This is a genomic window from Raoultibacter phocaeensis (assembly GCF_901411515.1).
Lineage (GTDB): Bacteria > Actinomycetota > Coriobacteriia > Coriobacteriales > Eggerthellaceae > Raoultibacter > Raoultibacter phocaeensis.
Genome location: NZ_CABDUX010000002.1, coordinates 713,919 through 738,270 on the forward strand (window position 1 = coordinate 713,919; position 24,352 = coordinate 738,270).

The window sequence follows — 24,352 nt, forward strand, 5'->3', positions numbered from 1 at the left end:
TCGGTTTGCACTTGCTTGTTACGTTGCGTCACATAGTACGCTGGCACTCGATGCAAAGCCGAATGCGAAAGCGAGGCATGACATGATAGATTCTCTCTACACCGTGGGGGAGATGGCGAAACGCATGGGCGTTTCGGTGAGGACCCTGCAGTATTACGATCGGCAGGGCCTTCTGGTCCCCTCGGCGCACTCCGAGGGAGGACGGCGTTTGTACGGTGCCCAGGATGCGATCAGGCTCCAGCAGATCCTCTCCCTCAAATACCTGGGCCTTTCGCTCGACGACATCAAAAGCCAGCTTGCGAAAAGCGAAGGCGAACCCGATGTGCGCGCTATTGTGGCCCAGCAGATATCGATCATGGAAGCGAAGGTCGATCGACTGCAGGAGTCGATCCGCACGCTGAGGCTCGTCATGGACGATATCGAGGGATCGGACGGGGTCGATTTCGCCTCCGTCGCCGATGCGCTCTCGACCATTCGCCTCGTTGAAACGCGCAACTGGATCGAACTCGATCGGTTCGACGACGGGTTGCGCACCCATATCGAGCGTCAGAGCGAAACCGACGAGCAGTTCAAGCTGCGCCTCGCTTGCCGGTTCGAGCGCGTTTCGAACCGCATGTTCGACCTTGCGCAGGCCAACGTGGATCCGACGGGGCCTGAGGGGCAGGCGGCGGCAAAAGAGGCATGGGACATGATCCAGGAGTTCACAGGTGGCGATGCGAGCTTGCTATCTCAGCTCAACGCATTCAACAAGGAGAAGGGATCGTGGCCCGAAGCCATGCGGGAGCGCCAGCAGACCATCGATGATTTCATGGGCAGAGCGCTTGACTGCTATACCCGTTCCCTCTCGATCGATTTGGAAGGAGGCATCTTATGAGGTGCGCTCTTTCGGTGACGGGGCTTGTAAAGGCCTACGGCCAGAACCAGGTGCTCAAGGGGGTTTCGTTCGAGCTGCGCTACGGGGAGGTGCTTGCGCTGCTCGGCATGAACGGTGCGGGGAAGACGACGACGATGGAGTGCATCGAAGGACTTCGCCGCGTCGACGGCGGGACCATCGAGGTTGACGGGAGGCTCGGTGTTCAGCTGCAATCGTCGAGTATCGTCAGCGAATGCACGGTTGACGAGGCTGTCAGGTTGTTCTGTGTATGGAACCATGCGCCGGCAGAGCCGATCCTCTCGCTCTTCGGACTCGAGGCTCTGCGAAAGAAGCGGTACGTGTCGCTGTCGGTAGGGCAAAAACGCAAGCTCCATCTTGCGCTTGCGCTCGTCGGCGATCCCGATATCGTCATCCTCGATGAACCGACTGCGGGTCTCGATGTGGAATCGAGGATGCGGCTGCACGATGAAATCCGCATGCTCAAGGAGGCCGGCAAGGCCGTGCTGCTTTCGAGCCACGATATGGCCGAGGTAGAAAGCCTCTGCGACCGTCTAGCGGTGCTGCGCGGCGGACGCATTGCATTTGCAGGCACGCCGCACGAGTTCAAAAAGCATGTGGGCACGCAGGTGCTCATCACGTTCAAGCTTACCCGAGCGCTTCCTGCAACGAAGTTTTCGACCTGCACGCTCGTAGAGGCCGATGGCGAGCGATGCGTGGTGCGCACGCCCAACGTCGCTCGCGCGCTCGAAGAGATCATGGCCGTGGGAGGCCGTCAGGGAATCGAGGTACTCGAGGTGAATACCGAGCAGGTGAGTTTAGAGCAGCGGTTTCTCGAAGTGTCGAAGGAAGGTGGGAAATCATGAAAGCGTTCTGGTACGGGGCTTTGCTCCAGTGGAAAATCGATATCAGGCGCAAGGATGTCCTGGTCATGTACTATCTTATGCCCCTTGCGTTCTTTCTGTTCATGGGAGGCATATTCTCATCGATCGATGCGGGGATGAAGGAGACGCTTGTGTACGCAATGAGCGTGTTCGCCGTGTGCGCGGGTGCGCTGTGCGGTGTGCCGACCTCCGTAGTTTCGTTTTACGGAACCGGCATGAAAAACGCGTACAAGGTGGGTGGTGTGCCGGTGTGGACCGCGTGGGCGAACAGTTTCGTTTCGGCGGTTCTCCACCTTGCGGTGACGACGGCTGTCATAGCCGTGCTGGCTCCGATCGTTTTCGGAGCGCAACCGGTAGCGGATTTGCCCCGTTTCATCGGGGTGGCGGTAAGTTTCACCCTTTCTCTGATAGCGGTAGGCGCGCTGCTCGGGCTGCTTGCAAAGAGTCAGACCAAGCTCTCGATGGCCGCCATGATGCTGTTTTTGGTGTGCATCATGCTTTCGGGAATCATGCTGCCCGATCAGTTTCTGCCCGAGGCATTCAGGACGGTTGGGGAGTTTCTGCCTTCAAGATGGGCCTACGAGGCGTTTTCGGGCGTCGAGGTGCCGAGAAACGTTGGTTTGTTACTCGGATTGTGCGCGGTCTGTGTAACTCTTGCCGCAGTGCGCTTGAAGGTGATCGCAAGCCGAGAATGAGCGGGCTGCTAGATGCGTTCTTCGAGATCGATCTGCATGAGGTAGACGTTCTCGCGCATGCGCTTTGCGGCGACGCGGCTCAATCGATCTGCATTGTACATTGCTTGCACCTGCTCGAGCTCGATTCTTAAACCTGCTTGCTCTACCGCTATCGTATCGGATACTCGTTTGGTGATGGCGGTGACGCTCGGGCGGGCGGCCCTCAGCGCAGCGAGCGTACGCTGGTATTCCAAGATGAGCTCACTGACATCCTCGGTGGGGGCGTCGGGGCTTGCCATCTCTTCTCGCAGCTTCGAAATGGCGTAGTTGCCGGTGGCGATCTGGAGGCTTCTCAGCTCTTCGGCGTTCTGCGACGAGGTTTTTCCGGGCAGCGCGTGGGTGAACCGTTGCCAAATGGCGCGCGAGAACAGCCCGAACCGTCGGAAGGCGTTGCGCCTTACCCAGCTGTAACGGTGCTCGTGCTTGATGAGATTCTGCACGTAGGCGAGGTGATTCAGGTGCTTGTAGCCGATCATGGGATCGATCTCGCTCTTGTCGATGAGCTCGAGCGTGTAGTCCTGCTCCCACCGAAGCGCTTTGATGCGCAACTCCTTGTTAGGCTCTATCTCGATATCGCTCGTATCTTTCAGGCGGTTGATGCGTTCGTTGTAGGAGCGGATGACCTTTTGCGTGGCCCGCCTGTTCTCGGGCGTCTGGTTAGCCGTGAGCTCCTCGATGACCGCACGGTAGATGTCGATGACGGTTTCAACCTCGTCTTCGTCGAGAATCGCCGTGCCTTTCGCCTTGTCTGCCTTCGGAGCTATGAGCGGAACGACGAAGGTTGCGACGAGCAGTGTGAGGATGATGACACCCGAGGCTATGAAAATGATGGTGCTGCGCTGGCTGAAAGCATTGCCGAGATCCCCTACCTGTGCGGGAATCGTCATCACGAGCGACAGCGTAATGGCTCCGCGGGCGCCGGAAAGCGTCATAACGAGAAGCTCTCTGAGGCTCAGCACGCCGAGCGTCTGCTTTGCGGGTTTTCGCTTGCTTTCGAAAAGATTCATAAGCACAAGCCATGCGAACCGCAGGACGTAGAGGGCTGCCGTGATGACGAGGATCCACACGAAAAGGTCCCAGTTGGTGATTTCCTTATTGACCCAACCCCCGCTCATCTGTTGGGGTAGCTGCGCTCCAAGCAGCACGAAGACCACGCCGTTCAAAGCGAATGAAAGCACCTTCCATACGCTATTCGAAACGATGTTGAGGCGCGATACCTGCGGATCCATCGTTCGGGGCGATATAATGCCGATGAGGCCCGCGGCTACGACGGCGAGAATGCCGCTTGTGCCGAGCTCGTTGGCGACGAGGTAGACGATGAACGGGATGAATACCTCGAAGAGCACGTGAAACGTCGTGTTTTCAAGGCCGAGCGAGCGTACTTGGCGGATGGCGAAGTTGGCGAGATAGCCGAGCACGATGCCGATGAGAATGCCTCCGAAGAAACTAACGAGAAAACTCACCGAGGCGTCGAGAAGAGAAAACGTGCCCGTGACTGCTGCAGCCAACGCGAACTGGAACGAGACGATGCCCGAGGCGTCGTTGATGAGCGATTCCGCTTCGAGCACGTTTTTTTGTTGCTTCTTTATGTTGATGTCCTTCGAAAGGGAAGCGACGGCCACTGCATCGGTAGGGCCGAGCGCTGCACCGAGTGCGAATGCGGCGGCGAGCCACATGGAGGGAACGAGCAGCTTCGTTAGAAAGCCCACCGCGAGGGCTGCTATGACGACGAGGCCGACGGCAAGCGAAATGACAGGCCTGCGGTTTTTCCAGAGCGATGCCTTATCGATGTTCTTCGATTCGCTGAATATGAGCGGTACGATGAACAGCACGATAAAGAGGTTAGGGTCGATGTTTATATTGACGTCGACTCCGGTAATAAGTGTTGCGAACAGCGCAATAAGCACGCCGAGGCCGATCTGGATGAGCGGGGAGGATACTTTAGGAACGATCTGGTCGATGACGGAAGATAGGAGAACTGCTGCAAGTACCAGTAACCCTATCTGCAAAGCTTCCACGCGCCATACGTCCTTTCGTCGTCTGTGTGCACATGAGGCGCTCACGCGGCGGCGCGGCGCTCCGGGCGTTTTCGCACTCATCTGAAGAGGAATCATCAACCTGTACAGCGCTATTCTACCGTACCGAGGGCAGGGATATGTTCCGAACGGTAAACTTTCACACGGGTACCCGATCTGATACGCGATTGGGAACGCGCAGTTTCAGATCGGTAATTTCCGCTGCGCGAAACGTCGGCGCGAAGAACCTTTATACTGGTCGTTGCATGGTAAGTAAGGATGCGCTGAGCGCTTGAAGCACGTGGATGGTTGGGGGATGCATGACATACTTGGGAAAGACGCTTGTAGTGGCGAACCCCGTCGCGCAAAACGGCAACGGTGCTGCCGCTGCCGAGCGTGCGGGCGAGCATTTGCGCCGATTACTCCCTGAGGGCTCGTTCGAGCTTGCTATGACTGAGGAGCCGTTGCATGCGACCCGCATAGCGGCGCAATCGGGTGCGTTCGACACCGTTGTTGCGCTAGGGGGCGACGGGATCGTGCACGAAGTGGTCAACGGACTCATGGAAATCGATGAGGCCGTACGGCCTGCATTTGGGCTGCTGCCTTTGGGCTCGGGCAACGACTACGCCCGTACGCTCGGTATGTCGTTTGATCTCGAGACATCGATTCGCCAGCTCGTCGCTGCATCGCCTGTGGCGCTCGACCTTGGATTATGCAACGGAGAATACTTCGCTGAGACGCTTTCGTTCGGCCTCGACGCGGCTATCGCGCTCGATACGGTGGAGCGGAGAAAGCGAACCGGAAAGACAGGAACGCCGCTGTTTCTGGCCAGCGGCATCGATATGCTGCTTCACAACATCACGGAACATCGGTTTTCTGCACAGATCGACGGGGGAGAGCCGTTTGAGAGCAGCATGCTTTTGTTCGCAGTGCAAATCGGGCCGACGTACGGCGGGGGATTTACGATATGCCCTGACGCCTCGGCGCGCGACGGCCTGCTTGATCTGTGTATAGCCCATCCGCCGCTCGGCATCCCGAAAGCAGTGCTCATCTTCCTGTTGGCGAAAAACGCGCACCATACCAGGTTCAAGCAGCTCGAGTTCAGGAGGGCGGCATCGCTTTCGATCCGTTTCGATGAAGCGCCTCCCGCACAGATCGACGGCGAGCCGATACCGGCATCGAGTTTCGACGTATCCGTCGTCCCGCGTGCGCTGAACGTTCTCGTTCCGTAAAACCGTTTTACCACGCGCGAGGTTCGCTGTGTTCGACGCTGGCGGCTATCGGACTTTGCCGATGCCGCATACCTTCAAGCGTATCGCACGAAGGTATGCTTCGGCTACTCGGATTCGGGTTCCATGGCGATGAGGCTCGCCTTGATGTAGAGCGTGTAGGCAACGGCGGCTGTGGAAGCGAGGACGAGGTCCCGCTCGAAATCCCCCTCGTTCGAGGTTCCGATCAGGCCTCTCGGCGTTTCGTTCAGGTCGCCGAACAGCGCCTTGACGGCATTTTCGAACGCACTGCAATAGTAGTCGTAAGCGACGGCGGTATCGAAGCTTGCGATCTGCGAAGCGATGAGCCGCTCGATTTCAGCTATCGAGAACGTCTGCTTCAGCGTGCAGATGACGATGAGGTACGCGATATGGTTGCGCGTGTAGCGCTTCGAGTGCGTTGCCGCCAGTATGCCCTGCTTCACGTAGTTGTTAACCATCGATGAGGTGATGATCTTCTCGTTGTCGCTGTACAGGGGCCGAAGCGTCTCCTCGAGGTACCCGAGAAGCTGATCCATGTACAGCTCGATACGGGGAATTTCGTCGAAGCGGGGCAAAGCGATAGTTTTGAGTCCTGCAGCGTATGCCGTGCGTGCTACCGATACCATGGTGTGCTGTCCTTTTCTTTCCTGATAAGAGATGAGCATACCAATCAACGGGGATTGAGTCAATTATAAAAACCGCTTGACATTGAGTAATCATACCCGTAATCTAGTTTTTAATACTATATCATAAAGCTTTAAAAAACAGTTTAGGTAGGGTCATGAAAAACACCGAAATCGCCCTGATCGTCGATTCCTGCACCGACGTTCCCGAAAACCTCATCGAATCGTACGGCATGTACGTGGTTCCGCTTACCGTCAATTACCATGACGGCAGCTATCTCGACAAGGTCACGATTACGCCCCAAGAAGTCTACGACCGGTTTTCCGAGGAAATCCCGACCACGTCTACGCCTTCCTCCGCATCCGCGAAAGCCGTATTTGAACAGGTAATTGCCGACGGATACACCCAGGCGGTTGTCGTCACCATCTCAAGCGGCCTTTCGGCGACCTACGAGTTGCTTTGTTCGACGGCGCAGGAATTCCCCGAGCTGTCTTCGGTGGTGGTCGACACCAAGAACATCGGCATGGGGGCGGGGCTGTCGGCCATCAGAGCGGCGCAGCTCATCGAGCAGGGCGTTGCGTTTTCCGAGATGGAGGCGCGCATGGCTCGGGTGGTGAAGAACACGAAAGTATTTTTCTGCGTCGATACGCTCGAGTACCTGCACAAAGGCGGAAGGATCGGTCTCGTGACGTTCGCCGTCGGAAGCTTGCTCGACATGCGGCCCGTCATCAGCTGCAATGAAGAGGGAGTGTACTACACCGTTTCGAAGGCGCGTGGCCGCAAGCAATCTCTCAAAAAGGCACTCTCCGTAGCCGAGAAATTCGCCTCCGAATTCCCTGAATGCGCCATAGCCGTGGTAAACGGCGATGCGGCCCTTGAGGCCGAGGGCGTGCTTGCCGAAATGAAAGACCACGTCGCAAACCATACAGCCGTGTACGACGGCCAGATCAGCCCCGTGCTCGTCGTGCACACGGGCCCGGGTCTCATCGGCATCGGGGTGCAGGGTCTCGATTAGGCTCCGGCATCCGAGACGCTGGTTTCGTGCCGTTGGTCGCCTGGGAGCCGGTGGCGGTGCGCTCTGCGGGATCGTATACACATGCGGTCTGCAATTTCGGTAATTTCGGTCTTGCGCGGTAGATGCAAAACCCCTATACTAATCGCTTGCGCCTTGGTGGCTATAGTTCAGTTGGCTAGAACGCCAGATTGTGGCTCTGGAGGTCGTCGGTTCGAGTCCGATTAGCCACCCCAGCGCGTTTTTTAAGAATTGCTTGCACGAACTTCGGGCTTGCATTACAATAGCTCGGCGCGATTGTGCAGTTGAAAACGATATACTTGGACCGTTAGCTTAGTTGGTAGAGCAGGGGACTCTTAATCCCAAGGTCGAAGGTTCGAATCCTTCACGGTCCACCAGAAAGAAACAAAAAGGCCAGAAGCGAAAGCTCCTGGCCTTTTCTTATGCCGAACGTACTTTCTTGAACGAAGCAGCACTTAGTACATTGTGCGGCAGATGAAGCCTGAACACTTCCTTACAGCTTGAAATCCCTGATATAGCCCTTTTCGGCGAGTATCGCATCGACCACCCGCACGAACGCCTCCATGTCTTCCTGTGAGATGTTCTTCTCGTAGCGTCGCCGTATCGTATTCAGATGACTGTTAACGCGTTTGGTGAGAACCTTGCCTTCGTCGGTTAGTTCGATGCGCAGGCGGCGCGCATCGCGCGGGTCGTGCTCGGCATGCGTGCAGCCATGCTCTTCGAGTATCGCTACGAGCACCCTGATGTTTTGATACGAGCACCGCATACGCTCCGCGAACTCGCCAAGCGTCGGCGGATTATCAAACGAGGCGAGCGATGCAAGCATCATGAGCTGTCGGCCGGTATAAGGCCCGATTGCCGAGCGGTTCTCGTCCTCGACGCGTTCGTGCAGACGTTCGAGGCTGTCGATGAATTCATCGATCATGACTCCTCCTTCCCCCGGAAGTTGGCGCTATTGTACTCCACTTATATAGGTAATTACCATATGATAGTAACGACTTATCAAATACAAAATGGGCAAAATGTCCAGTATCTTCGGGGGAGCACAGAAGAGCACAGAGGGACGATCCTTTCGTGCTGCTCGCTTCGTTCTGCTCGGCAGAGCACGAAAGGACCGTCCCTCTGTGCTCAGTTAGAGCCACTTTTTGCTGGCGCGGCGTTTGCGGGGTTTCTTCGGTTCGCGAAAATCGAGTTCGATTTGATCGCCGCAGAGATCGTCTTTTTTCTTCTTGAGCTTCACTTCGTCGATAACCCAGCTCACGGCCTCTTTGCCGAAGAGTTCGAGCATTTTGATACGGGCATCGTGCGCGTTCTTCTTGGACGATGCCCGGTGTTCGCTTTCAAATTCGAAGTATCCCTTGGTAGGCGATTCGGTTATCGGGGAGGTGTAATGCGCGATGTAGGTTTGGACGCCCGTGTCTACGAGCCGAGCAGCAGGGCGCGCGGGCTTGATCGCGCTGTCTTCGGGCTCGAGATCGAACAACGTGTCGATCGTATCGTCCATTCCTATCCTCTCGTTACACGGGTACGTAAACCATTGTATCAGGGTGCGCGCGGAGACGAGCGCATTTCCGCAAAGCTTCCGCTTGCATCAGGTGGTACACCGCATGAGTCCGCGCGTATACGCGCATGCAAGCCGGTCGTCCGTTTTCGCACCTGATTACCTGGTGACGTTTTGGCATCTGTTGGTTGAAGCGGCGTTAGCCGAGCGTTTCGCCATGGTAAGGTATAGCGGAAAACAAGTATGCGCAGAGCAGCATGAGAGAAAGAAACGATCATGAAAAAGATACTGATCGGCATCGGAGCCGTTGCCTTAGTGGTGCTCGGCTTCGTCGGTGCCCAGGTGTGGAACAAAGCGATGGAGCCGAGCGTTTCGCTTTCGGCGACGTCGATTCAGGAGCAATTGAGCGAATCGAGCGATCTTGCGACTGCTAAGCTCGAATACCGCGGACTCGTGCGTTACGAGAATGGCGACATCGACTTTCTTACGAAGAAGGGGTTCACGATGGTCTACGATGCCGAGGTGAGGGCCGGGGTGGATCTGTCGCAGGCAAGCGTCGAGGTGAACGGCCGCTCCATCACGGTGGCGCTGCCTATGGCCGAAGTGCAAACCATTTCGATCGATCCCGATTCCATCGAGTTTTACGACGAGTCGTTCGCGTTGTTCAACTGGGAGAACAAGCAGGACACCACTGAGGCGCTCGTGCTTGCCAAGCAGGATGCCGAGAGCAAGGTCGATCAGGTGAGCATGATCGAGCAGGCGAACGCCCAGGCGAAGGTGGCGGTGGGAAGCTTGCTTGCGCCGTTCACGCAGGGCGAGAACGCCTATACGGTAACCGTCGCGCAGCACTAGCGGCACGAGCGGATGCCATCAAACGGGCGGCCCCAGCATGTGTTGGGGCCGCCCGTTTTGCGTCAGTCGGCACGCGCGAGCCGCTTTGCGCCGAAGTAGGTGAGCAGGAAGTACGCGCCGTACACGACGAAGAACGCGGCGGCGCACATGACGGCCATCTGCCCGATATCGAGGTGACCGAATACGGCTACGACGTCGGTTACCACAACAAGCGCGCACACCGAGTGCGCCACGGCGAGGACGAGTGGAAACGCGAAATAGATGGCGATCTGCACGAGTAGCGCCCGCTTGATCATGGCCTCAGGTGCGCCGAGCTTGCGCAGCAGCCCGTAGCGGCGCGCGTTGTCGCTCGCTTCCGAAAGCTGTTGGATGGCGAGGATGGCCGCGCATGCCATGACGAGCACGAATCCGATGTAGATGGCGAGATAGGCGATGATGGTCGAGAGTCCCACGCTCTGGTCGTATACGGATGGGCGGGTGAGGGTCATCGAGATCGGCCATGTTTCTCCCACATCGGTCGCCTGGATGCCGTTTGCGATCCGCTCGAGCTCTGCTGCGGCTTCTTCGGAGGGGCACTGTATGTCGAGCAGCGAATAGCCGATCGCGGCGGTTTCGGGCATGGCCTCGTCGGGTATCACGAGTGCGCCCGTATTCATGGGGAACGGCGTGGTTTCCAAGCAGTAGTCGCTGAACTGGGCCAGCGCAAGATCGGTGTCGCCGATTGCGAAAACGGGCTCGACTTCGACGAGGTCGCGGTAATAATCGGCGAGCAGACTGGAATCGGCGATGACGGCGCACGTGCCCGGCTTAAGCTCGATCGCATCTCTTCCAGCGAGGGCGAGCGCATCGTTGACCTGCGAGAGGGCGACGAGGTAGATGGGGTATTTCTCGTATCCCTCGTTTACTGACGAGCCCGCGTACTCCTTCACCGTTTTGCCGAGTGCCCGGTCAAGATCGCCGATCGTGATGTTGTCATGCGTGTCGACCATGAAGTCCACTTGCACGGCGTTTTCCACCAGCACATCGAAATCGCCCAGACCGAGCGTTTCGGCGCTTTCGCGCAAGCCCTCCTCCATAGCATAGCCCTTGGATGCGGCGAATTCGCCGAATGCGCCGATATCTTCGGGGATGTAGCCGTCCTCGGAGGTGTAGGTGCCGAACAGCGAGCGCACCGTCGCGCTGTAGCCGGTGCTCTTATCTATTTGCGCGGTGAGCGTATTGCAGATGCCGATGCCGCCGCAGACGCTCGTAATGGCTAAAAACAGCGTGATGCAGATGACCGACATGGAAAGAAACGTCGTATTCACCTTGCTGTTGAGCTGGCGCAGCGTGAACATGTTGAGCCCGCGCAGGTATACGGGGCGAACAAGCTGGATAAGGCGCAGAAGAAACCCCGAAAGCGAGTAGAAGAACAAAACGGTGCCAACGCAGACGAGTACGGTTGCCGCTGCGAACTGAGGCGAGGGTTCGAGCAAGCCGTTATCGATGAGCAGCTTGTACGAGATGCCGATGACAATGCAGCTCACGACGAACAGGACGAGCGAAAGCGGAAGGCTCCGAAGCTTCATGACCTCGTTTTTGCTGTCGGCGTGGAGCAGGTCGATGAGTTTCGCCTTCATGATGGTACGCGAGTTGGCGAGCGCGGCGATGAGGAATATGATCGCGAATACGGCGAGCGTCTTTGCCGCGGCGGCAACGGAGACGTCGAATACGAATCCGGGCACTTCGACGGCGAAGAGCGATGCCGTGAGATAGAGGAGCGCTTGCGAGAACGCGATGCCGAGCACGAGGCCGCCGGCAAGTGAAACGGCTCCCACGATGAGCGTTTCGAGCGCGGTGATTTTGATGACGTCGGATTGCCGCATGCCGAGGCACAGGTACATGCCGAATTCCTTTTTGCGGCGCCTTATGAGGAATCGATCGGCGTATATGACGAGAAATGCGAGGATGACCACGATGAACACCGAAACCCCGTCGATGATCATACCCAGAAGCTCCATCATCTTGTTGGCGTTCCCTAAAAACGTGATCGCCTCTTGGTCGGTGATGGAGTTGAACGCGTAGAACACCGCCACGCCCAAGAGGATCGTAACGAAGTACACGCCGAAATCATGCAGGGATTTGCGAACGTTTCCGAAGGCGAGCTTAGCATGCATCTGCCTGATCACCTCCGAGCCGCGAGGTGATCGTGACGATGTCGTTGAAGAACGCCTTGCGGTCTTTGTCTCCGCGCTTGAGTTGGCCTGCGAGTGCGCCGTCTTTTATGAAGACGATGCGGTTTGAGTAGCTTGCCGTCACCGGGTCATGCGTTACCATGAGAAGCGTGGCCCCGAGGCCGTGTAACAGCTCGAACGTTTCGAGGAGCTGTGCAGCCGATTTGGAGTCGAGCGCCCCGGTCGGCTCGTCGGCAAGGATAAGGCTCGGATGGCCGACAGTCGCGCGTGCGGCGGCAACGCGCTGCTTCTGGCCGCCTGAAAGCTGGTAGGGGTACTTCGCGAGTGTATCTGAGATCGAAAGCTGTTCGGCAACGGTGCGCACCCTCGCTTCGATTTCCTTCGCGGGCGTCTTCTTTATGGTGAGGGCGAGCGCTATGTTTTCGAACGCCGTGAGCGTATCGAGGAGGTTCGCGTCTTGAAACACGAATCCGAGCTGGTCGCGCCGAAACGTCGAGAGCTGCTTGGAATCGAGTTTCGTCACGTCTTGGCCGCTGATCGAGACGGTGCCCGAGGTGGGCGTATCGATGGTGGCGATACAGTTGAGCAGCGTGCTCTTCCCCGACCCCGACGGCCCCATGATGCCCACGAATTCGCCCGCTTCCACCAGAAAGCTCACGCCTTCGAGCGCAAGTGTCGACGAGCCGTCGCGCTTCGCATTCGATCCGTATCGTTTTGTGAGGTTGCGCACCTCGAGGAGGCTTTGTTGTGCCATGGGACTTCCTTTTCTCCGTCAGCGTCGAATGACGCGCTTCCTATCGCATCCAAGCCTACCGAGCGTGCTTTACGCTGCCCTTCGCGCTTCCTTACATCTTCCTTACTTCACCTGCAGAGGCTTTTTGGATCGGGCTTTGCGTGGTTTAATACGTTTGGAGGTGTGCCCGTGAATACCGAAGACTCATATCTTGCGCGCAAGCGCATCATGCTCGTCGACGACGAGCCCGGCCTTTTGCGCATGCTTGAGACGATTCTTTCCCAGGCGGGGTTCGGAAACGTCATCTCGTTCGGTAGTCCCCGCGAGGCGCTTTCGTACTGCGAGAGCGCGCGCGGTGTCGAAAACCCGGTGCACCTGTTCGTGCTCGACGTTATGATGCCCGGCATGGACGGATTCACGCTTCTGTCGAACGTTCGTCGGATTGGCTGCTACGCGAAGACCCCCGCGATGTTCCTCACCGCGAAGGACGAGCCGCACGACCGGTTGTCGGGGCTGGGCCTCGGGGCGGACGACTATATACCCAAGCCGTTTTTGCCCCAAGAGCTCGTTTTGCGCATCAAGGCGGTGCTCAGGCGCTGCTATGCCGATGAGGATCCGATGCTCGATTTGGCCGCATGCAAGGTCGATCTTGCGAATGCCGAGGTGAAGCGTGCAGACGGGAGCACGATCACGCTGACGGCGAAAGAACACGAGATACTGAGCGTGCTCGCGCGCAACGCGGGGCGCATCGTTACCATCGACGCTATCTGCGATGCGTGCTGGGGCACGACGTTCGGCTACGAGAACTCGCTCATGGCCCACATACGGCGTCTGCGCGAGAAGATCGAGGCTGATCCCTCTGCGCCTGAATCGCTGGTGACCGTCAAGGGGCTCGGCTACAAGCTCGTGGTGGGAGCGTGAAGAGCTTTCCAAAATTCTTCACCAAGCAGTTGCTTGCGTTCGCTGCGTTGGCGTTCCTCATCGTGGTTGTCGATTTGGTGCTCTATATCGTCATTGCCCTGTACGAGTCCGATACAACGCTTTCGGAGCCGGCAACGATCGTCAGAACCGTTTCCGATGCGCTTTCGCCCGATGAGGATGGGACGGATTTTTTGTTCGAAGGGAGTGCGGCGGATATGCTCGACGGGGCAGGCGCATGGGCGCTGCTTATCGGGCCCGAAGGCGATCTTCTGTGGAAGTACAAGCCGCCCGACGAGGTCGTCAAACACTATTCGATCAACGATGTCGCCTTGTTCGCCCATTACGGGTACCTTGAGGATTACCCTGCGTTCGTCTGGTCGCGCGGCGACGGGTTGCTGGTGGTGGGCTTTCCCGAGACGAGCTATGCGATGTATGCGACGACGGGCTTTCCGCGCGAGGTGATCGGCCGCGTGCCGATGTACGTGCTTTTGATCCTTACGGCTGATCTGCTCATCTTCTTCGTGGCCTACCTCGTTTCGAGGCGACGTACGGTAAAGAGCATAGCCCCCTTGACCGAAGCGCTCGACGATCTGGCAAAGGGCCAGGCGGTTTCTGTAAGTCTCGGCGGCGATATGAAAGAAGTGGGGGAGCGCATCAACGAGGCGTCGGAGATCATCAGGAAGAAGGACGATGCGCGCAATAGCTGGATCAAGGGCATCTCGCATGACATCCGCACGCCGCTTTCGATGATAACCGGTTACGCCGATGGCATTGCGGGCAACGAGGCGGTACCAGAGCGCGTGCGCGACGATGCGGCGATCATCCGCACGCAAGGCCTTCGGATCAAGGACCTCGTACTCGATTTGAACGCAGCCTCGCAGCTCGAATACGACATGCAGCCGCTCAATGTGGAAGAGGTGCGCGTGGCAGGGCTCTTGCGCGAGATCATCGCGGACTATCTGAACGGCGGCGTGCCGGACGGCTACGAGCTCGATCTTGCGATCGACGCCTCGGCGCAGGATCTCGTGCTTGTGGGCGACCGACGCCTCGTGAAGCGTGCTGTGCAGAACCTCGTGCAAAACGCGATGGTGCACAACCCGGACGGCTGCACGATCGAGGTGGCGTTGCGTGCGCGCAAAGACAAGACGGCCGAGTACTGTTCCATCGTCGTTTCGGATACGGGGGCGGGCATGCCGATGAGCGACATGATCCTTTTGCAAAGCAGGATCCTCCAGGCGGCGTCGGGCTCTTCCGACGAGCGTCCGCAGCAGGCGCAGCACGGGCTCGGCCTCGTGCTTGTCGAGAAGATCGTGCGTGCACACGGCGGCGTTATGCAGCTTGCGGGCGAGGGCGGAAAGGGCTTTACGGCGACGCTCTACCTGCCGATGCGCCACGCGTGAGCCCTGGATACGAGAGGGGCCCCGCAGGGCCCCTCGTGCTTGCGTATGATGGATGCGCCGGCTTTTAGTCGAACGCTTTCGCTTCCTCGACGGGATCGCTCTTTTCGATGAGGGCGCCTGCCTTGTACGAGCGCTTCTCTTTGTTCCAGGTGCGGTACTCGGCCGTTGCGGTGAACAGCACGTCCGACGAGGAGTTGAGTCCCGTCTCGCATGAATCCTGGATCACGCCGATGATGAAGCCGATGGCCACGACCTGCATGGCGATATCGTTGCCGATGCCGAACAGCGAACAGGCGAGCGGGATGAGCAGAAGCGATCCGCCCGCTACGCCCGAGGCCCCGCACGCCGACACGGCGGAGAGCACGCAGAGGATCACGGCCGTCGGCAAATCGACCGAGACGCCGACGGTGTTTGCAGCCGCCATGGTCATGACGGCGATGGTGACGGCGGCACCGGCCATGTTGATGGTTGCGCCGAGCGGGATGGACACCGAGTAGTTATCCTTGTCGAGTCCGAGTTTGCGGCACAGCTCCATGTTGACGGGGATGTTGGCTGCCGAGCTGCGCGTGAAGAACGCGGTGATGCCGCTGTCTTTCAGGCAGCGCAGCACGAGCGGGAAGGGGTTCTTGCGGATGCTCAGAAACACGATGAGCGGGTTGGTGACAAGTGCGATGAAGATCATGCAGCCCACGAGTACGAGCAGAAGCTGGCCGTACTCGGTAAATATCTCGAGCCCGCTTGTGGAAACCGACGTGTACACGAGGCCGAGGATGCCGAAGGGGGCGAAGCTGATAACCCAGCGCACCACCTGCGAAACGGCGTCGGATACGCTCGTGAACACGCTTTTCGTTCCATCGCTCGCCATGCGAAGCGCGATGCCGAGCACGGCTGCCCATGCGAGTATGCCGACGTAGTTCGCGTTCATGAGCGCGTTTACGGGGTTGTCGACCACGTTCATGATGACGGTGGTGAGCACTTCTCCGATGCCGCTCGGCGAAGCCTGCTCGACCGCATCGGTGAGCGTAAGCGTGAGCGGGAACAAAAAGCTTGCGGCAACCGCCACGAGTGCTGCGACGAGCGTGCTGATTACGTACAGGACGATGACGGTCTTCATCGATCCGTCCGAGCGCGCGTTGGCGAGTGCGCTGATGACGAGGAAGAACACGAGGATGGGGGCGACGGCTTTCAGGGCCGATACGAACAGTGATCCGAGCAGCGTGACGAGCTCGATTCCGGGGAAGAACACCCCGAGCGCCGCGCCGATGATGAGACCGACGACGATGCGCTTGATCAAGCTGATGTCGTTGTACTTTCTGAACAGTTCTTTCACGAGCGAAACCCCTATCTTTCCGAGGGCGGTGGCGCCCACGCTTTGATTGGCTTGCGCAGCCGAGCCGATTCGTCGGTTGCAACTCGACCATAATAGCAGAACGCTGGGAAAGGGAAGCTGCTAACCGGTAAAGCGATGCCGTGCGGTACCGTTGCGGAAGACCCGCGCATCCCCGCAGAACCTGTAAGCATCGGAATGTTCTTTTGGGAAAGCGGCGTATGATTTGGTATCATGTCTTGATGCTGCGGGCGTTGGTTCTCGCGGCACTATGTCGATGTGCGGGCGTGGCGGAATTGGCAGACGCGCCAGATTTAGGTTCTGGTACCGAAAGGTGTGAAGGTTCAAGTCCTTTCGCCCGCACCATTTCAGTTTTCTCTTTTTATTTGTTTTCGACCATGTAGCAAACATGGGGTTTGAGCGGGTTGTTATCTGGTACTGCAGGATGATCGAAGTATTCGAATACTTGCATCCCGATTTTCTTCATGACACCTTGGGAGGGTGTGTTTTCAATGGCAGTGAAGCTGTAGATCCTGTCGAAGGCAAGGTGTTTGAATCCATGTTCAAGACACGATCGCGCTCCTTCAGTTGCATAGCCTTTTCTCCAGTATTCCCTTTTTAGTCGCCATCCAATCTCTATGCAAGGACAGAAATCGGCATCAAAGTTTGCGTGATGGAATCCTACGAACCCAAGGAAGTCTTTGCTGTTCTTTTCTTCTACCGCATAGAGTCCGAACCCATATTCCACGAACTCTCTTTGAATGATTTCGAAAAACGCAAGGGTTTGCGCTTCGGTTAAGGTTTCAGGGAAATAGCGCATGACGTGCTTGTCTGAATTCATCTCTGTGAAAGCTTCGAGATCAGGTTCTTTCCAATCTCGAAGGATAAGCCTACTGGTCTCTATATGTATGGCCATATGCTTTCCTAGCGGTATACGTCTCGACGATGCCCCGTCTGCACTATAAGAATAACAAGTTCCTCGTCCTTAATCTCGACTAACAAGCGGTAAGAACCCACCCTATATCGCCACCATTCATATTTATCTCCCGACAATGCTGTACCGATAGAGCGGGGGTCGTCGCATCCTAGAAGGTTTTTCTCTATCCAGGCTATAAGAAGCTTACTCTGATTCGGATCAAGCTTTTTAAGCTGTTTCCTTGCTTTATCCGAGTATTCGATGCTCCAAGCCATCAGAATCCGAACTCTTGCTTAATTTCATCATGGGTGTAAGTCTTTGGATTAGCTCTGTGATCAGCTACCGCTTTTTCCATATCGCGAAGATCTATCTCGTCCTCAATCTTATCGAGAACGGTCTCGAGGATGAAACTAGACATGGTTTCGCCATGCATTTTTGCATACTCGGCAATAAGATTCTTTTGCTTTGCGTCTGCCCTCAAGGTGATAGTGGTATCCATGGCATCTCCAATCAAATTGTTTATACAGTGTAACATACTGTGTAAACAATGTCATATATCCTTAACAGGGCCCACTGTACCTGGACCCTGCGTGCGAACGATCATCGGTTGAGTGCGCGCCGACGGCGGGCGACACCGATGACGAGGGCGAGGCCGCTTGCGCCAAGCGCGAAGGCAAGGCCTGATACCAAAGCCGAATCCCCGGTGGGAGACAAGCGTGAGGCTGCTGGGCGGGTGCCTTGCTCAGCGTTCGAGCCGCTTCCTGCAGCCGCATCGCCGTCCGAGCCCGCAGCTCCGTCGTCGCCTTCTTCGCCTTGCCCCTCTTCGTTATCGAGGTCAATGACGAAGTCTTCGGTTGTCGTGCGTCTCGCTTCGATCGTCGTCGAGCGGGTCTCGAGAGTGTCGTTGTATTCGAAGGACACGTCGTAGCTCCCCGCCACCAGGGGGATGCGGTATGCGCCGTTTTCGTCGGTGACGACTTTGATGGAGCCGGGTGTTATGGTTATGGTGGCTCCGCTTACGGGGTCACCCGTCTGTTTGACTGTGACTGTCCCCTCAAGGAATCCAGGCCTGTCGTCGAGGACGAAATCGACGATGCTTGTAGCGTCCGCTTCGATAATCGTTTGCTTTGCCTGGGTCGCGTACCCGTCTTTGGCGGTTACGACCGTGTAGTCTCCAACGGGCAAGCCCGCAAAGAGGTATCTTCCCTGGGCATCGGTCGTCGTGGTATAGGTAAGCGAAGAGGTGTTCGAATAGACGGTCACGCTTGCTTGGGCAATCGGCGTCCCGTCGGCGGTACTCACCGTTCCCTCGAGGCTACCGGGCAGCGGGATCACGAAATAGACGACGGTATTCTCATCGGCAACGATATGGGCGTCTTCGGTTTGGACGATCGTTCCGATCTCCCTAACCGCGAGGCTCGTCTCCATCGTCACGATATACTCGCCTTCGTGGATAGGGGTGAAGGAGTATGCACCGTCGGCGTCGGTCGTCGCCTCTTGCTCGCTTTCGGACGCGTCGGCGGCACGCACGCTCATGCGTGCCCCCGGCACGGGGCTTCCGTCGGCGTACTCCACACTTCCCGACAAGATGCCGAGTAAAGGCATTAAGTGGAAGTTCTCGTAGGATACCCGTCCGTTACTCACGGTGACCGTGCGGGTTTGGCCGTGATAGCCCGGGGCCTGGACTTCGACGGTGTACGTACCGTCCTGGAGGGAAGACGTATGGTATTGCCCGTCGCCCAAAGGCGGGTTCGAATGGTTTCCGTAATACACTTCGGGATCGCTTGTGGGCGAGCCGCTCACGGTTATGGTCGCGTTGTCGATGGGCGTGCGTGCAACGTAATCGCGCACCAAGCCTGCAATGCTACCTTTCGGGTACACGTAGAACAGCACATCGCGGCGCTCTGCGTCTGCAACGGTGACGGTTTGGGCGGGGGCTGTGTAGCTTCCGTATGAGGCTGTTCCCTCGTAGGTTCCGGGTGCGACGCGGGCGGTGCCGGTTTCCCCTTGGTCGTTCGTCGTGCGCGAGAGGACCTCTTCGCCATAGGCCATGGAAACCGTTGCGCCTGCTACCGGCTCGCCGCTTCCCGAATACAGGACCCGGCCGGTCAATTCGGCGTATTCTTTCAGCAGATGAAGCTCGATTTCTACGTAGCGGTCATCGCCGGTACCGTGTATTTCGGGATCGCCCGATCCGATCTCCACGGTATCCCACGCGGTTGCGTACCCCGCAGCCTCGGCGCTTACGGTATAGGTTCCGAACGGCACTTTTTCGGCGAACGAAGTGCTGACGGGGTTTCCGGCGGAGGTCGTATTGCTTGTTTGGAGGTTGAAGTCCTGCGCATCGTGTTCTGAGGTTCCTTGCAAATACGTTTGAACGTCGCCGAGTTCGAACGTCTGGGCGCCTTCCCCCGAAACCACCACGCGAACGGCGACCTCTATCGGTTTGAAGGTGATCGCAATGGCTCCCGCAGAGAGGCCGGGGGTATCCAAGGAAAACGACGCGACGTGATCGGTGGTCGTGAGGGCTATCGGGGAGTCGAACTCGATATCGTATCCTTTGTCGTCTGCGGGCCGAACCGTGTAAGCGCCGAGCGAGAGGTTGACCGAAACGCGCCCGTTCCCATCGGTTGCAACCGGCTGCTCGTCGTTCGTGGCGGTTTCGGTAACGATCAGCGTCCTGTTCTCAAAAGGCGTCGCAGCGTCGCGCAAGTACGTTTCGAACGTCACCGTAGCGAAGCTCCTCGAAAGTTCGAGGTCTTGCACAACAGGCGAAGACGAGCTTTTCATGATGGGCACGTCGGCGCTGTCGTCGCTGTAGCCGGCGGCCGAGGCGGCCACGGTCGCATGGTAGTCGGCGGCGTATACGCTGAAAGAGTACACGCCGCTGGCATCGGTGGTTGCGGTCGGTGACTGCCCGTTCGGTAAGCTCACTGTCGCCGATACGCTCACCGAGGCGCCCCCGATGGGGGATCCATTGTCTTTGTCCGTTACCGTGCCCGTCAGCGTGATCGTGCGCGGCCAGAGCTTGATGACGATGCTCGTCGTGGATCCGTCTGCGGCTACGGCAATCACTTCGCTGTCGTTGTCTTCATACCCCTCGGCGCGCACGGTTCCGGTGTAGGTTCCAGAGGGGATCTGCTCGTAGCCGAACGTGCCGTCTTCGCCCGACGTTTTCTCGACAAGGGGGCTGCCGTCCCCGTCGATCGGCGCGATTGCGGCACCTTCGATGGGATCGCCGGTCAGGCCGTCGACAACCGTGCCGATAAGCGATCCATACACGGGATCGAGCGTGAAGTCGACACGTGCCGTTTCCCCTGGATCGACGGCGGTCCGCTTCGTCTGAGTCGTGTATCCCGCAGCCGAGCAGGTGACCGAATACGTTCCGCTTGAAACCGAATCGAACGCGTATTCGCCGTTTGCATCGGTGATAGCCGTCCTCGACGGGTCGCTCGAAAGCGAGATGCTGGCTCCTTGGACGGGTGCACCGTGCGCATCGGTGACGGTTCCCCGTATCGCGCCGTCCGCCGCTTCTTTGAATTGGAACGGAAAGCGGTAGATCGAGTTTTCGAGGCCCATCCAAACCGGCGACGAGAACGTGAGCTGCAGCGTGTAAGCCTTGCCGTCCGAGAAACCCTCGTACTCGCGCATGAGCTCACTGCCGTCGACCGCGGGAAACGAGTCGACGACGCCGTTGTTCGCGTTGAGGATCGTCCACGTGCCGATAGGCGATCCGTCGCCGTACTGCACGTACTGGAAGAACAGAGGGGGGGATGAAGGGGTGTACTTCGGCGAAGCTTGCGTTGGATATCTGGATGACCGAAGCGTAGGTGTAGTTCTGGTTGTTCGCTGTGTATATAGATATCTCGCCGCTTTGCACGCGCGCGATGAACGCGGGCGGGAAGCGCTCGATGAGCGATTGGTTGTCGAGGCGGGCTTCCCGTAAGCCCCCCAGGTACTGGATCCCCTCGACGCTGTAGACGGTTTTCGGAGGCTGGACCGAAACGACGGTGTTCAGCTCGTTTTGCGTGACGGAATCCGAAGCGCTTTTCCCGAGTATGGAAGCCACATAGGCGGCAAACACCGGATCGGGAAAGAGGCTTGCGATCGTTCCCGAAGCGCGCATGTCTGCATCCGAGGGGGATGCGAGTGCTGGTTCGTTCGGCACGGGTGCCGATTCTCTTTCGGTCGCGGCAGGGGTTTTGTCGGGGTCGTCGGCTTGGGGCATGCCCTTTTCGGTGTTCGTGCCCTCAGCTGGGATGGTGGTGCCATCGGGGGAGGATGCGGCATCGGGTTGGGAGCCCAGCTCGGCGGGGGTCGGATCGTTGGAGTCTTGGGTCGTCGGATCCGTTGACGGGCTGTTCTCGGCATCTTGGTCGGACAAGGGCACCGTGTCGTTGTCGGATGCGGTCGCGAGTGCCGCGGCATCCGTAGCGTGAAGCTCGACGTCCGATCCGCCTCCCTCTTCTGGTGCCGCGAAGCCGAAGCTCGGGAACAGCGAAGCTGCGAGCATAAGCGCGCATGCGATCGCAAGGATCTTTCGAAGCGGCGTGACGGTGCTCATCGTGTACCTCCCTGGATACTGGTCTTTTCGGTTGCGGGAGCGTTTTTTGCCCTGGCCTGCCGATGCGGAGCGCCCTGCGCGACGGACTGTCGTCTTGGGACGTTCTCGCTCGGCGCATCGCTGACGTCTTCGGCCTGGGAAACGAGCGCTGTCAAAAGCTCCCGTACCTCGCTCGGGCTTCCGAGTGCGAAGCGTGCCTTGGTGGGGCCGCAGCCTACCTTGACGGTCCATGCTTCTTCAGGGGCGGCTGCGAACATGTCCTCGTCGGTGCGGTCGTCGCCGATGGTAAGGATGAAATCGAAGCTCATATCGCAAAACCACAGGTTCGCAGCGCTTCCTTTATCGACGCCGTTCGGCTTGACCTCGACGATCTTGCTGCCCGCCATGACGGCGAGGTCGTGTTCCTCGGCGATGCGGGAAAGCGCGTTTTTCATTTCGACGGCTCGGCGGCGCGCGAGCGAATCGTCGCACTTGCGGTAGTGCCAAACAAGCGAGCATTCCTTCTCTTCGAGCGACGATGCCGGCGTGCGATCGGTGAACGCCTCCATGAGGGGTCGCACCGCGCGTTTCCAGCGGTCGTCGAACGGGGCGGTCTGCATCCACGTGCGTGCGGGGCGGTCGTACATGAGAGCGCCGTGCTCGGCGACGAGTCCGACCGGAACGCTGCCGAACCACGATTCGAGCGTCGTCTTGTCGCGTCCGGAGATCACGCACACATCGGTGCTCGGATCGGATCCGAGACCTTTCAGGAGCGCAAGGAGCTCGGCGTCGGGTGCGGCGTCTTTAGGCTCGTTCGAAAACGATACGAGCGTGCCGTCGTAGTCGAGCAGGATCGCCCGCTTCCCGGCGGTCTTGTACGCATCGACAAGGGTGCCGCCCGCGCTCTCGTCGAGCTTTTGAGCCCGCTCATCTTCTCGCTGCATATGCGTTTGCTCGAGTCCGTCAAGGAATTCCGCCGCCCATTTCTGCGACGTGTAGCGTTTGAGCCTTTTCTGCATGGCGGCGTTTCTTCTGCCTTGTTCTGCTTTGGGCATGGTAAGCGCGCACTGCATGGCGTCGACGAGCTCTTGAAGGTTGAAGGGGTTTACGATTACTGCATCGGTGAGCTCGAAAGAGGCGCCCGCAAGCTCGGAGAGGATAAGCACGCCGTCTTCGCCGTCGCGCGCGGCAAGGTACTCTTTGCACACGAGGTTCATCCCGTCGCGCAGCGGCGTGACGAGCATGATGTCCGAGGCGCGGTACATGCTGCAGAGCATATCGTGCGAAACCGATCGGTAATAGTAGTCGATAGGCGCCCATGCGGGTGTGGCGTACTTGCCGTTGATCAGGCCGACGAGCATGTCGATATCTTTCTTGAGCTTCTGATACGACCCGACGCCTTCTCGCGAAGGCACGGTTACGAGTACGAGAACCACCTGCCCGATCCATTCAGGGTGCTGCTCGAGCAGGGCATCGTAGGCGTGGAGCCTGTCGGGAATGCCCTTCGAGTAGTCGAGGCGCTCGACCGAAAGCATGAGCTTGCAGCCGGTTCTCCCGTGGTCCCGTCGAAAATCTTCGGCGAGCGAGCGCACCGTGTCGGAGTTCGCCGTCGCAGCGAAGTCGTCGTAGTCGATCCCCATGGGGAAAGCGTCGCAGGTTGCCGTGCGGTTTTGCAGGCGAACCGTTCCCTGCTCCTCTTCGACGCCGAGGATCCGCGTGCAGCTTTCGAGAAAATAGCGCGCATAATCGTAGGTATGAAAGCCGATCAGATCGGCACCGAGCACGCCCGCTAAAAGTTCGTTTCGCCACGGTACCATGCGGTACGTTTCGAACGAGGGAAACGGAATATGGAGGAAGAATCCGATCGATGCGCCCGGCAAACGCTTTCGAAGGAGCTGCGGCACGAGCATGAGATGGTAATCGTGTATCCAGAACACATCTCCTGGCTGGGCGCGCCGAACGATCTCCTCGCAAAAGCGCTCGTTCACGCGTACGTAAGCCTGCCAGTCTTCGTCGTCGAAGCGTGCGATTTGCGGAAAGGAATGAAACAGCGGCCAGATAGCGGAATTGGAGAGTCCTTCGTAGTAGCCGGCGGCATCGTCGGCATCGAGGAACACCGGGGCACACTTGCGCTTGGCCAACTGGGCTTCGAGCTCGGACTTATCGGCGGGTTCGAGCGCTGTCGGATCGATGTCGGCCCAGCCTATCCAGAGGCAGGCGCGCTCGTCGTTGAAGAACGGCTTGAGGCCCGTCACGAGACCCCCTGAACTTGCGGAAAAGCCGAACGTGTTGTCGCGGTTCTTGGTTATGGATTGCGGAAGCCTGTTAGATACGATGACGAGCCTGCCATCCATGTGTTGTTCCTTCCTCGGGTGCTCAGTGGTGAACTTCCAGTATAGGCAGGGTATGCAGACAAAACGCCATCTGCTGACGGGACGTTAGCGCGCCGTTATGCTTTCGTGAAGGAGTCGCTCGGCTGGACGCTTTCTTGGGCGGCGGGCGAGGGGTTGTGCAGCAAAGCGGGTACGGGCGTGCTTCCGATCGATGCATCTTTCCGCCCGGCATGATGGGCTT

General features: G+C 58.2%; 21 protein-coding genes and 3 tRNA genes. 11 read left to right on the forward strand and 13 right to left on the reverse strand.

Annotated elements, in window-relative coordinates; translation table 11 throughout:
- Nucleotides 1-82: 82 nt before the first annotated feature.
- Genes FJE54_RS10880 through FJE54_RS10890 form a run of 3 tightly spaced genes read left to right on the forward strand, consistent with a single transcriptional unit; the run spans nt 83 to nt 2,450 of the window.
- Nucleotides 83-874: a MerR family transcriptional regulator gene (locus tag FJE54_RS10880; RefSeq protein ID WP_180326707.1), complete on the forward strand. Its 792-nt coding sequence runs from the start codon at nt 83-85 to the stop codon at nt 872-874.
- Entirely contained in the window at nt 871-1,737 is an 867-nt protein-coding gene (locus FJE54_RS10885; protein WP_139652799.1) for an ABC transporter ATP-binding protein, read from the forward strand. The genes FJE54_RS10880 and FJE54_RS10885 overlap by 4 nt, the downstream gene beginning before the upstream one ends.
- Complete coding sequence (locus tag FJE54_RS10890) at nt 1,734-2,450, forward strand: ABC transporter permease (RefSeq protein ID WP_139652800.1); 717 nt, start codon at nt 1,734-1,736, stop codon at nt 2,448-2,450. Before FJE54_RS10885 ends, FJE54_RS10890 begins: the two co-directional genes overlap by 4 nt.
- Nucleotides 2,451-2,458: 8 nt before the next feature.
- Here the strand turns inward: FJE54_RS10890 and FJE54_RS10895 are convergent, their stop codons facing one another.
- A complete protein-coding gene (locus tag FJE54_RS10895) occupies nt 2,459-4,507 on the reverse strand; it encodes a cation:proton antiporter (protein WP_139652801.1) in 2,049 nt (682 codons plus the stop codon).
- 317 nt (nt 4,508-4,824) lie between these two features.
- Between FJE54_RS10895 and FJE54_RS10900 the strand changes: the two genes are divergently transcribed.
- Complete coding sequence (locus FJE54_RS10900) at nt 4,825-5,736, forward strand: diacylglycerol/lipid kinase family protein (RefSeq protein ID WP_139652802.1); 912 nt, start codon at nt 4,825-4,827, stop codon at nt 5,734-5,736.
- A 104-nt stretch (nt 5,737-5,840) separates the two neighbouring features.
- Here FJE54_RS10900 and FJE54_RS10905 read toward each other — a convergent pair whose 3' ends face one another.
- Nucleotides 5,841-6,380: a DUF1836 domain-containing protein gene (locus FJE54_RS10905; protein WP_139652803.1), complete on the reverse strand. Its 540-nt coding sequence runs from the start codon at nt 6,378-6,380 to the stop codon at nt 5,841-5,843.
- A 155-nt stretch (nt 6,381-6,535) separates the two neighbouring features.
- Between FJE54_RS10905 and FJE54_RS10910 the strand changes: the two genes are divergently transcribed.
- The 3 genes from FJE54_RS10910 (at nt 6,536) to FJE54_RS10920 (ending at nt 7,788) form a co-directional block, all read left to right on the forward strand.
- Nucleotides 6,536-7,393 (forward strand): DegV family protein, encoded by an 858-nt coding sequence (locus FJE54_RS10910; RefSeq protein ID WP_139652804.1) that lies wholly within the window; start codon nt 6,536-6,538, stop codon nt 7,391-7,393.
- Between the two features lie 156 nt (nt 7,394-7,549).
- Nucleotides 7,550-7,626 (forward strand) — tRNA-His (locus tag FJE54_RS10915).
- A gap of 86 nt (nt 7,627-7,712) precedes the next feature.
- Nucleotides 7,713-7,788, forward strand: a tRNA-Lys gene (locus FJE54_RS10920).
- A gap of 116 nt (nt 7,789-7,904) precedes the next feature.
- On the opposite strand, the gene FJE54_RS10925 is transcribed toward FJE54_RS10920, so the two are convergent.
- Both FJE54_RS10925 and FJE54_RS10930 read right to left on the reverse strand, forming a co-directional pair.
- Nucleotides 7,905-8,336 carry a MarR family winged helix-turn-helix transcriptional regulator gene (locus tag FJE54_RS10925; protein ID WP_139652805.1) on the reverse strand — a complete coding sequence of 144 codons (432 nt, stop codon included), beginning with the start codon at nt 8,334-8,336 and terminating at the stop codon, nt 7,905-7,907.
- A gap of 207 nt (nt 8,337-8,543) precedes the next feature.
- Nucleotides 8,544-8,915, reverse strand: coding sequence for a hypothetical protein (locus tag FJE54_RS10930; RefSeq protein ID WP_255467388.1), 372 nt, complete (start codon nt 8,913-8,915; stop codon nt 8,544-8,546).
- Between the two features lie 273 nt (nt 8,916-9,188).
- On the opposite strand from FJE54_RS10930, the gene FJE54_RS10935 reads away from it, so the two are divergent.
- Entirely contained in the window at nt 9,189-9,764 is a 576-nt protein-coding gene (locus FJE54_RS10935; RefSeq protein ID WP_139652806.1) for a DUF4230 domain-containing protein, read from the forward strand.
- A 62-nt stretch (nt 9,765-9,826) separates the two neighbouring features.
- Here FJE54_RS10935 and FJE54_RS10940 read toward each other — a convergent pair whose 3' ends face one another.
- Together FJE54_RS10940 and FJE54_RS10945 are read right to left on the reverse strand one after the other, a co-directional pair.
- On the reverse strand, nt 9,827-11,920 hold the full coding sequence (locus tag FJE54_RS10940) for an ABC transporter permease (RefSeq protein ID WP_139652807.1): 2,094 nt from the start codon (nt 11,918-11,920) through the stop codon (nt 9,827-9,829).
- The gene (locus tag FJE54_RS10945) at nt 11,910-12,692 is read right to left on the reverse strand and encodes an ABC transporter ATP-binding protein (protein WP_139652808.1); all 783 of its coding nucleotides are present in this window, start codon (nt 12,690-12,692) and stop codon (nt 11,910-11,912) included. The genes FJE54_RS10940 and FJE54_RS10945 overlap by 11 nt, the downstream gene beginning before the upstream one ends.
- A 168-nt stretch (nt 12,693-12,860) precedes the next feature.
- On the opposite strand from FJE54_RS10945, the gene FJE54_RS10950 reads away from it, so the two are divergent.
- Both FJE54_RS10950 and FJE54_RS10955 read left to right on the forward strand, forming a co-directional pair.
- The gene (locus tag FJE54_RS10950) at nt 12,861-13,592 is read left to right on the forward strand and encodes a response regulator transcription factor (RefSeq protein WP_439653133.1); all 732 of its coding nucleotides are present in this window, start codon (nt 12,861-12,863) and stop codon (nt 13,590-13,592) included.
- Nucleotides 13,589-14,992, forward strand: a complete 1,404-nt coding sequence (locus FJE54_RS10955) for a sensor histidine kinase (RefSeq protein ID WP_139652809.1) — start codon at nt 13,589-13,591, stop codon at nt 14,990-14,992. Before FJE54_RS10950 ends, FJE54_RS10955 begins: the two co-directional genes overlap by 4 nt.
- 64 nt (nt 14,993-15,056) lie before the next feature.
- Here the strand turns inward: FJE54_RS10955 and sstT are convergent, their stop codons facing one another.
- Nucleotides 15,057-16,322, reverse strand: coding sequence for a serine/threonine transporter SstT (sstT, locus tag FJE54_RS10960; protein WP_139652810.1), 1,266 nt, complete (start codon nt 16,320-16,322; stop codon nt 15,057-15,059).
- Between the two features lie 278 nt (nt 16,323-16,600).
- Here sstT and FJE54_RS10965 point away from each other — a divergent pair.
- A tRNA-Leu gene (locus tag FJE54_RS10965) sits at nt 16,601-16,685 on the forward strand.
- 16 nt (nt 16,686-16,701) lie between these two features.
- Here FJE54_RS10965 and FJE54_RS10970 read toward each other — a convergent pair.
- The 6 genes from FJE54_RS10970 to FJE54_RS10995 all read right to left on the reverse strand — a co-directional run bounded on the left by FJE54_RS10970 (nt 16,702) and on the right by FJE54_RS10995 (nt 24,132).
- Nucleotides 16,702-17,235: a GNAT family N-acetyltransferase gene (locus FJE54_RS10970; RefSeq protein ID WP_139652811.1), complete on the reverse strand. Its 534-nt coding sequence runs from the start codon at nt 17,233-17,235 to the stop codon at nt 16,702-16,704.
- A gap of 8 nt (nt 17,236-17,243) precedes the next feature.
- Nucleotides 17,244-17,510, reverse strand: a complete 267-nt coding sequence (locus tag FJE54_RS10975) for a type II toxin-antitoxin system RelE family toxin (protein ID WP_139652812.1) — start codon at nt 17,508-17,510, stop codon at nt 17,244-17,246.
- Nucleotides 17,510-17,734: a type II toxin-antitoxin system RelB family antitoxin gene (gene relB, locus FJE54_RS10980; protein ID WP_180326708.1), complete on the reverse strand. Its 225-nt coding sequence runs from the start codon at nt 17,732-17,734 to the stop codon at nt 17,510-17,512. The genes FJE54_RS10975 and relB overlap by 1 nt, the downstream gene beginning before the upstream one ends.
- Before the next feature lie 101 nt (nt 17,735-17,835).
- Nucleotides 17,836-20,985 carry a carboxypeptidase regulatory-like domain-containing protein gene (locus tag FJE54_RS10985; RefSeq protein WP_139652814.1) on the reverse strand — a complete coding sequence of 1,050 codons (3,150 nt, stop codon included), beginning with the start codon at nt 20,983-20,985 and terminating at the stop codon, nt 17,836-17,838.
- Nucleotides 20,891-21,799, reverse strand: a complete 909-nt coding sequence (locus FJE54_RS10990) for an internalin N-terminal domain-containing protein (RefSeq protein ID WP_139652815.1) — start codon at nt 21,797-21,799, stop codon at nt 20,891-20,893. Before FJE54_RS10990 ends, FJE54_RS10985 begins: the two co-directional genes overlap by 95 nt.
- Complete coding sequence (locus tag FJE54_RS10995; protein WP_139652816.1) at nt 21,796-24,132, reverse strand: bifunctional alpha,alpha-trehalose-phosphate synthase (UDP-forming)/trehalose-phosphatase; 2,337 nt, start codon at nt 24,130-24,132, stop codon at nt 21,796-21,798. Before FJE54_RS10995 ends, FJE54_RS10990 begins: the two co-directional genes overlap by 4 nt.
- Nucleotides 24,133-24,352: the final 220 nt, after the last annotated feature.

Coding starts and splice junctions, on each gene's coding strand:
- FJE54_RS10880 (WP_180326707.1), top strand. CDS start 83: ATGATAGATTCTCTCTACACCGTGGGGGAGATGGCGAAACGCATGGGC.
- FJE54_RS10885 (WP_139652799.1), top strand. CDS start 871: ATGAGGTGCGCTCTTTCGGTGACGGGGCTTGTAAAGGCCTACGGCCAG.
- FJE54_RS10890 (WP_139652800.1), top strand. CDS start 1,734: ATGAAAGCGTTCTGGTACGGGGCTTTGCTCCAGTGGAAAATCGATATC.
- FJE54_RS10900 (WP_139652802.1), top strand. CDS start 4,825: ATGACATACTTGGGAAAGACGCTTGTAGTGGCGAACCCCGTCGCGCAA.
- FJE54_RS10905 (WP_139652803.1), bottom strand. CDS start 6,380: ATGGTATCGGTAGCACGCACGGCATACGCTGCAGGACTCAAAACTATC.
- FJE54_RS10910 (WP_139652804.1), top strand. CDS start 6,536: ATGAAAAACACCGAAATCGCCCTGATCGTCGATTCCTGCACCGACGTT.
- FJE54_RS10925 (WP_139652805.1), bottom strand. CDS start 8,336: ATGATCGATGAATTCATCGACAGCCTCGAACGTCTGCACGAACGCGTC.
- FJE54_RS10930 (WP_255467388.1), bottom strand. CDS start 8,915: ATGGACGATACGATCGACACGTTGTTCGATCTCGAGCCCGAAGACAGC.
- FJE54_RS10935 (WP_139652806.1), top strand. CDS start 9,189: ATGAAAAAGATACTGATCGGCATCGGAGCCGTTGCCTTAGTGGTGCTC.
- FJE54_RS10940 (WP_139652807.1), bottom strand. CDS start 11,920: ATGCATGCTAAGCTCGCCTTCGGAAACGTTCGCAAATCCCTGCATGAT.
- FJE54_RS10945 (WP_139652808.1), bottom strand. CDS start 12,692: ATGGCACAACAAAGCCTCCTCGAGGTGCGCAACCTCACAAAACGATAC.
- FJE54_RS10970 (WP_139652811.1), bottom strand. CDS start 17,235: ATGGCCATACATATAGAGACCAGTAGGCTTATCCTTCGAGATTGGAAA.
- FJE54_RS10975 (WP_139652812.1), bottom strand. CDS start 17,510: ATGGCTTGGAGCATCGAATACTCGGATAAAGCAAGGAAACAGCTTAAA.
- relB (WP_180326708.1), bottom strand. CDS start 17,734: ATGGATACCACTATCACCTTGAGGGCAGACGCAAAGCAAAAGAATCTT.
- FJE54_RS10990 (WP_139652815.1), bottom strand. CDS start 21,799: ATGAGCACCGTCACGCCGCTTCGAAAGATCCTTGCGATCGCATGCGCG.
- FJE54_RS10995 (WP_139652816.1), bottom strand. CDS start 24,132: ATGGATGGCAGGCTCGTCATCGTATCTAACAGGCTTCCGCAATCCATA.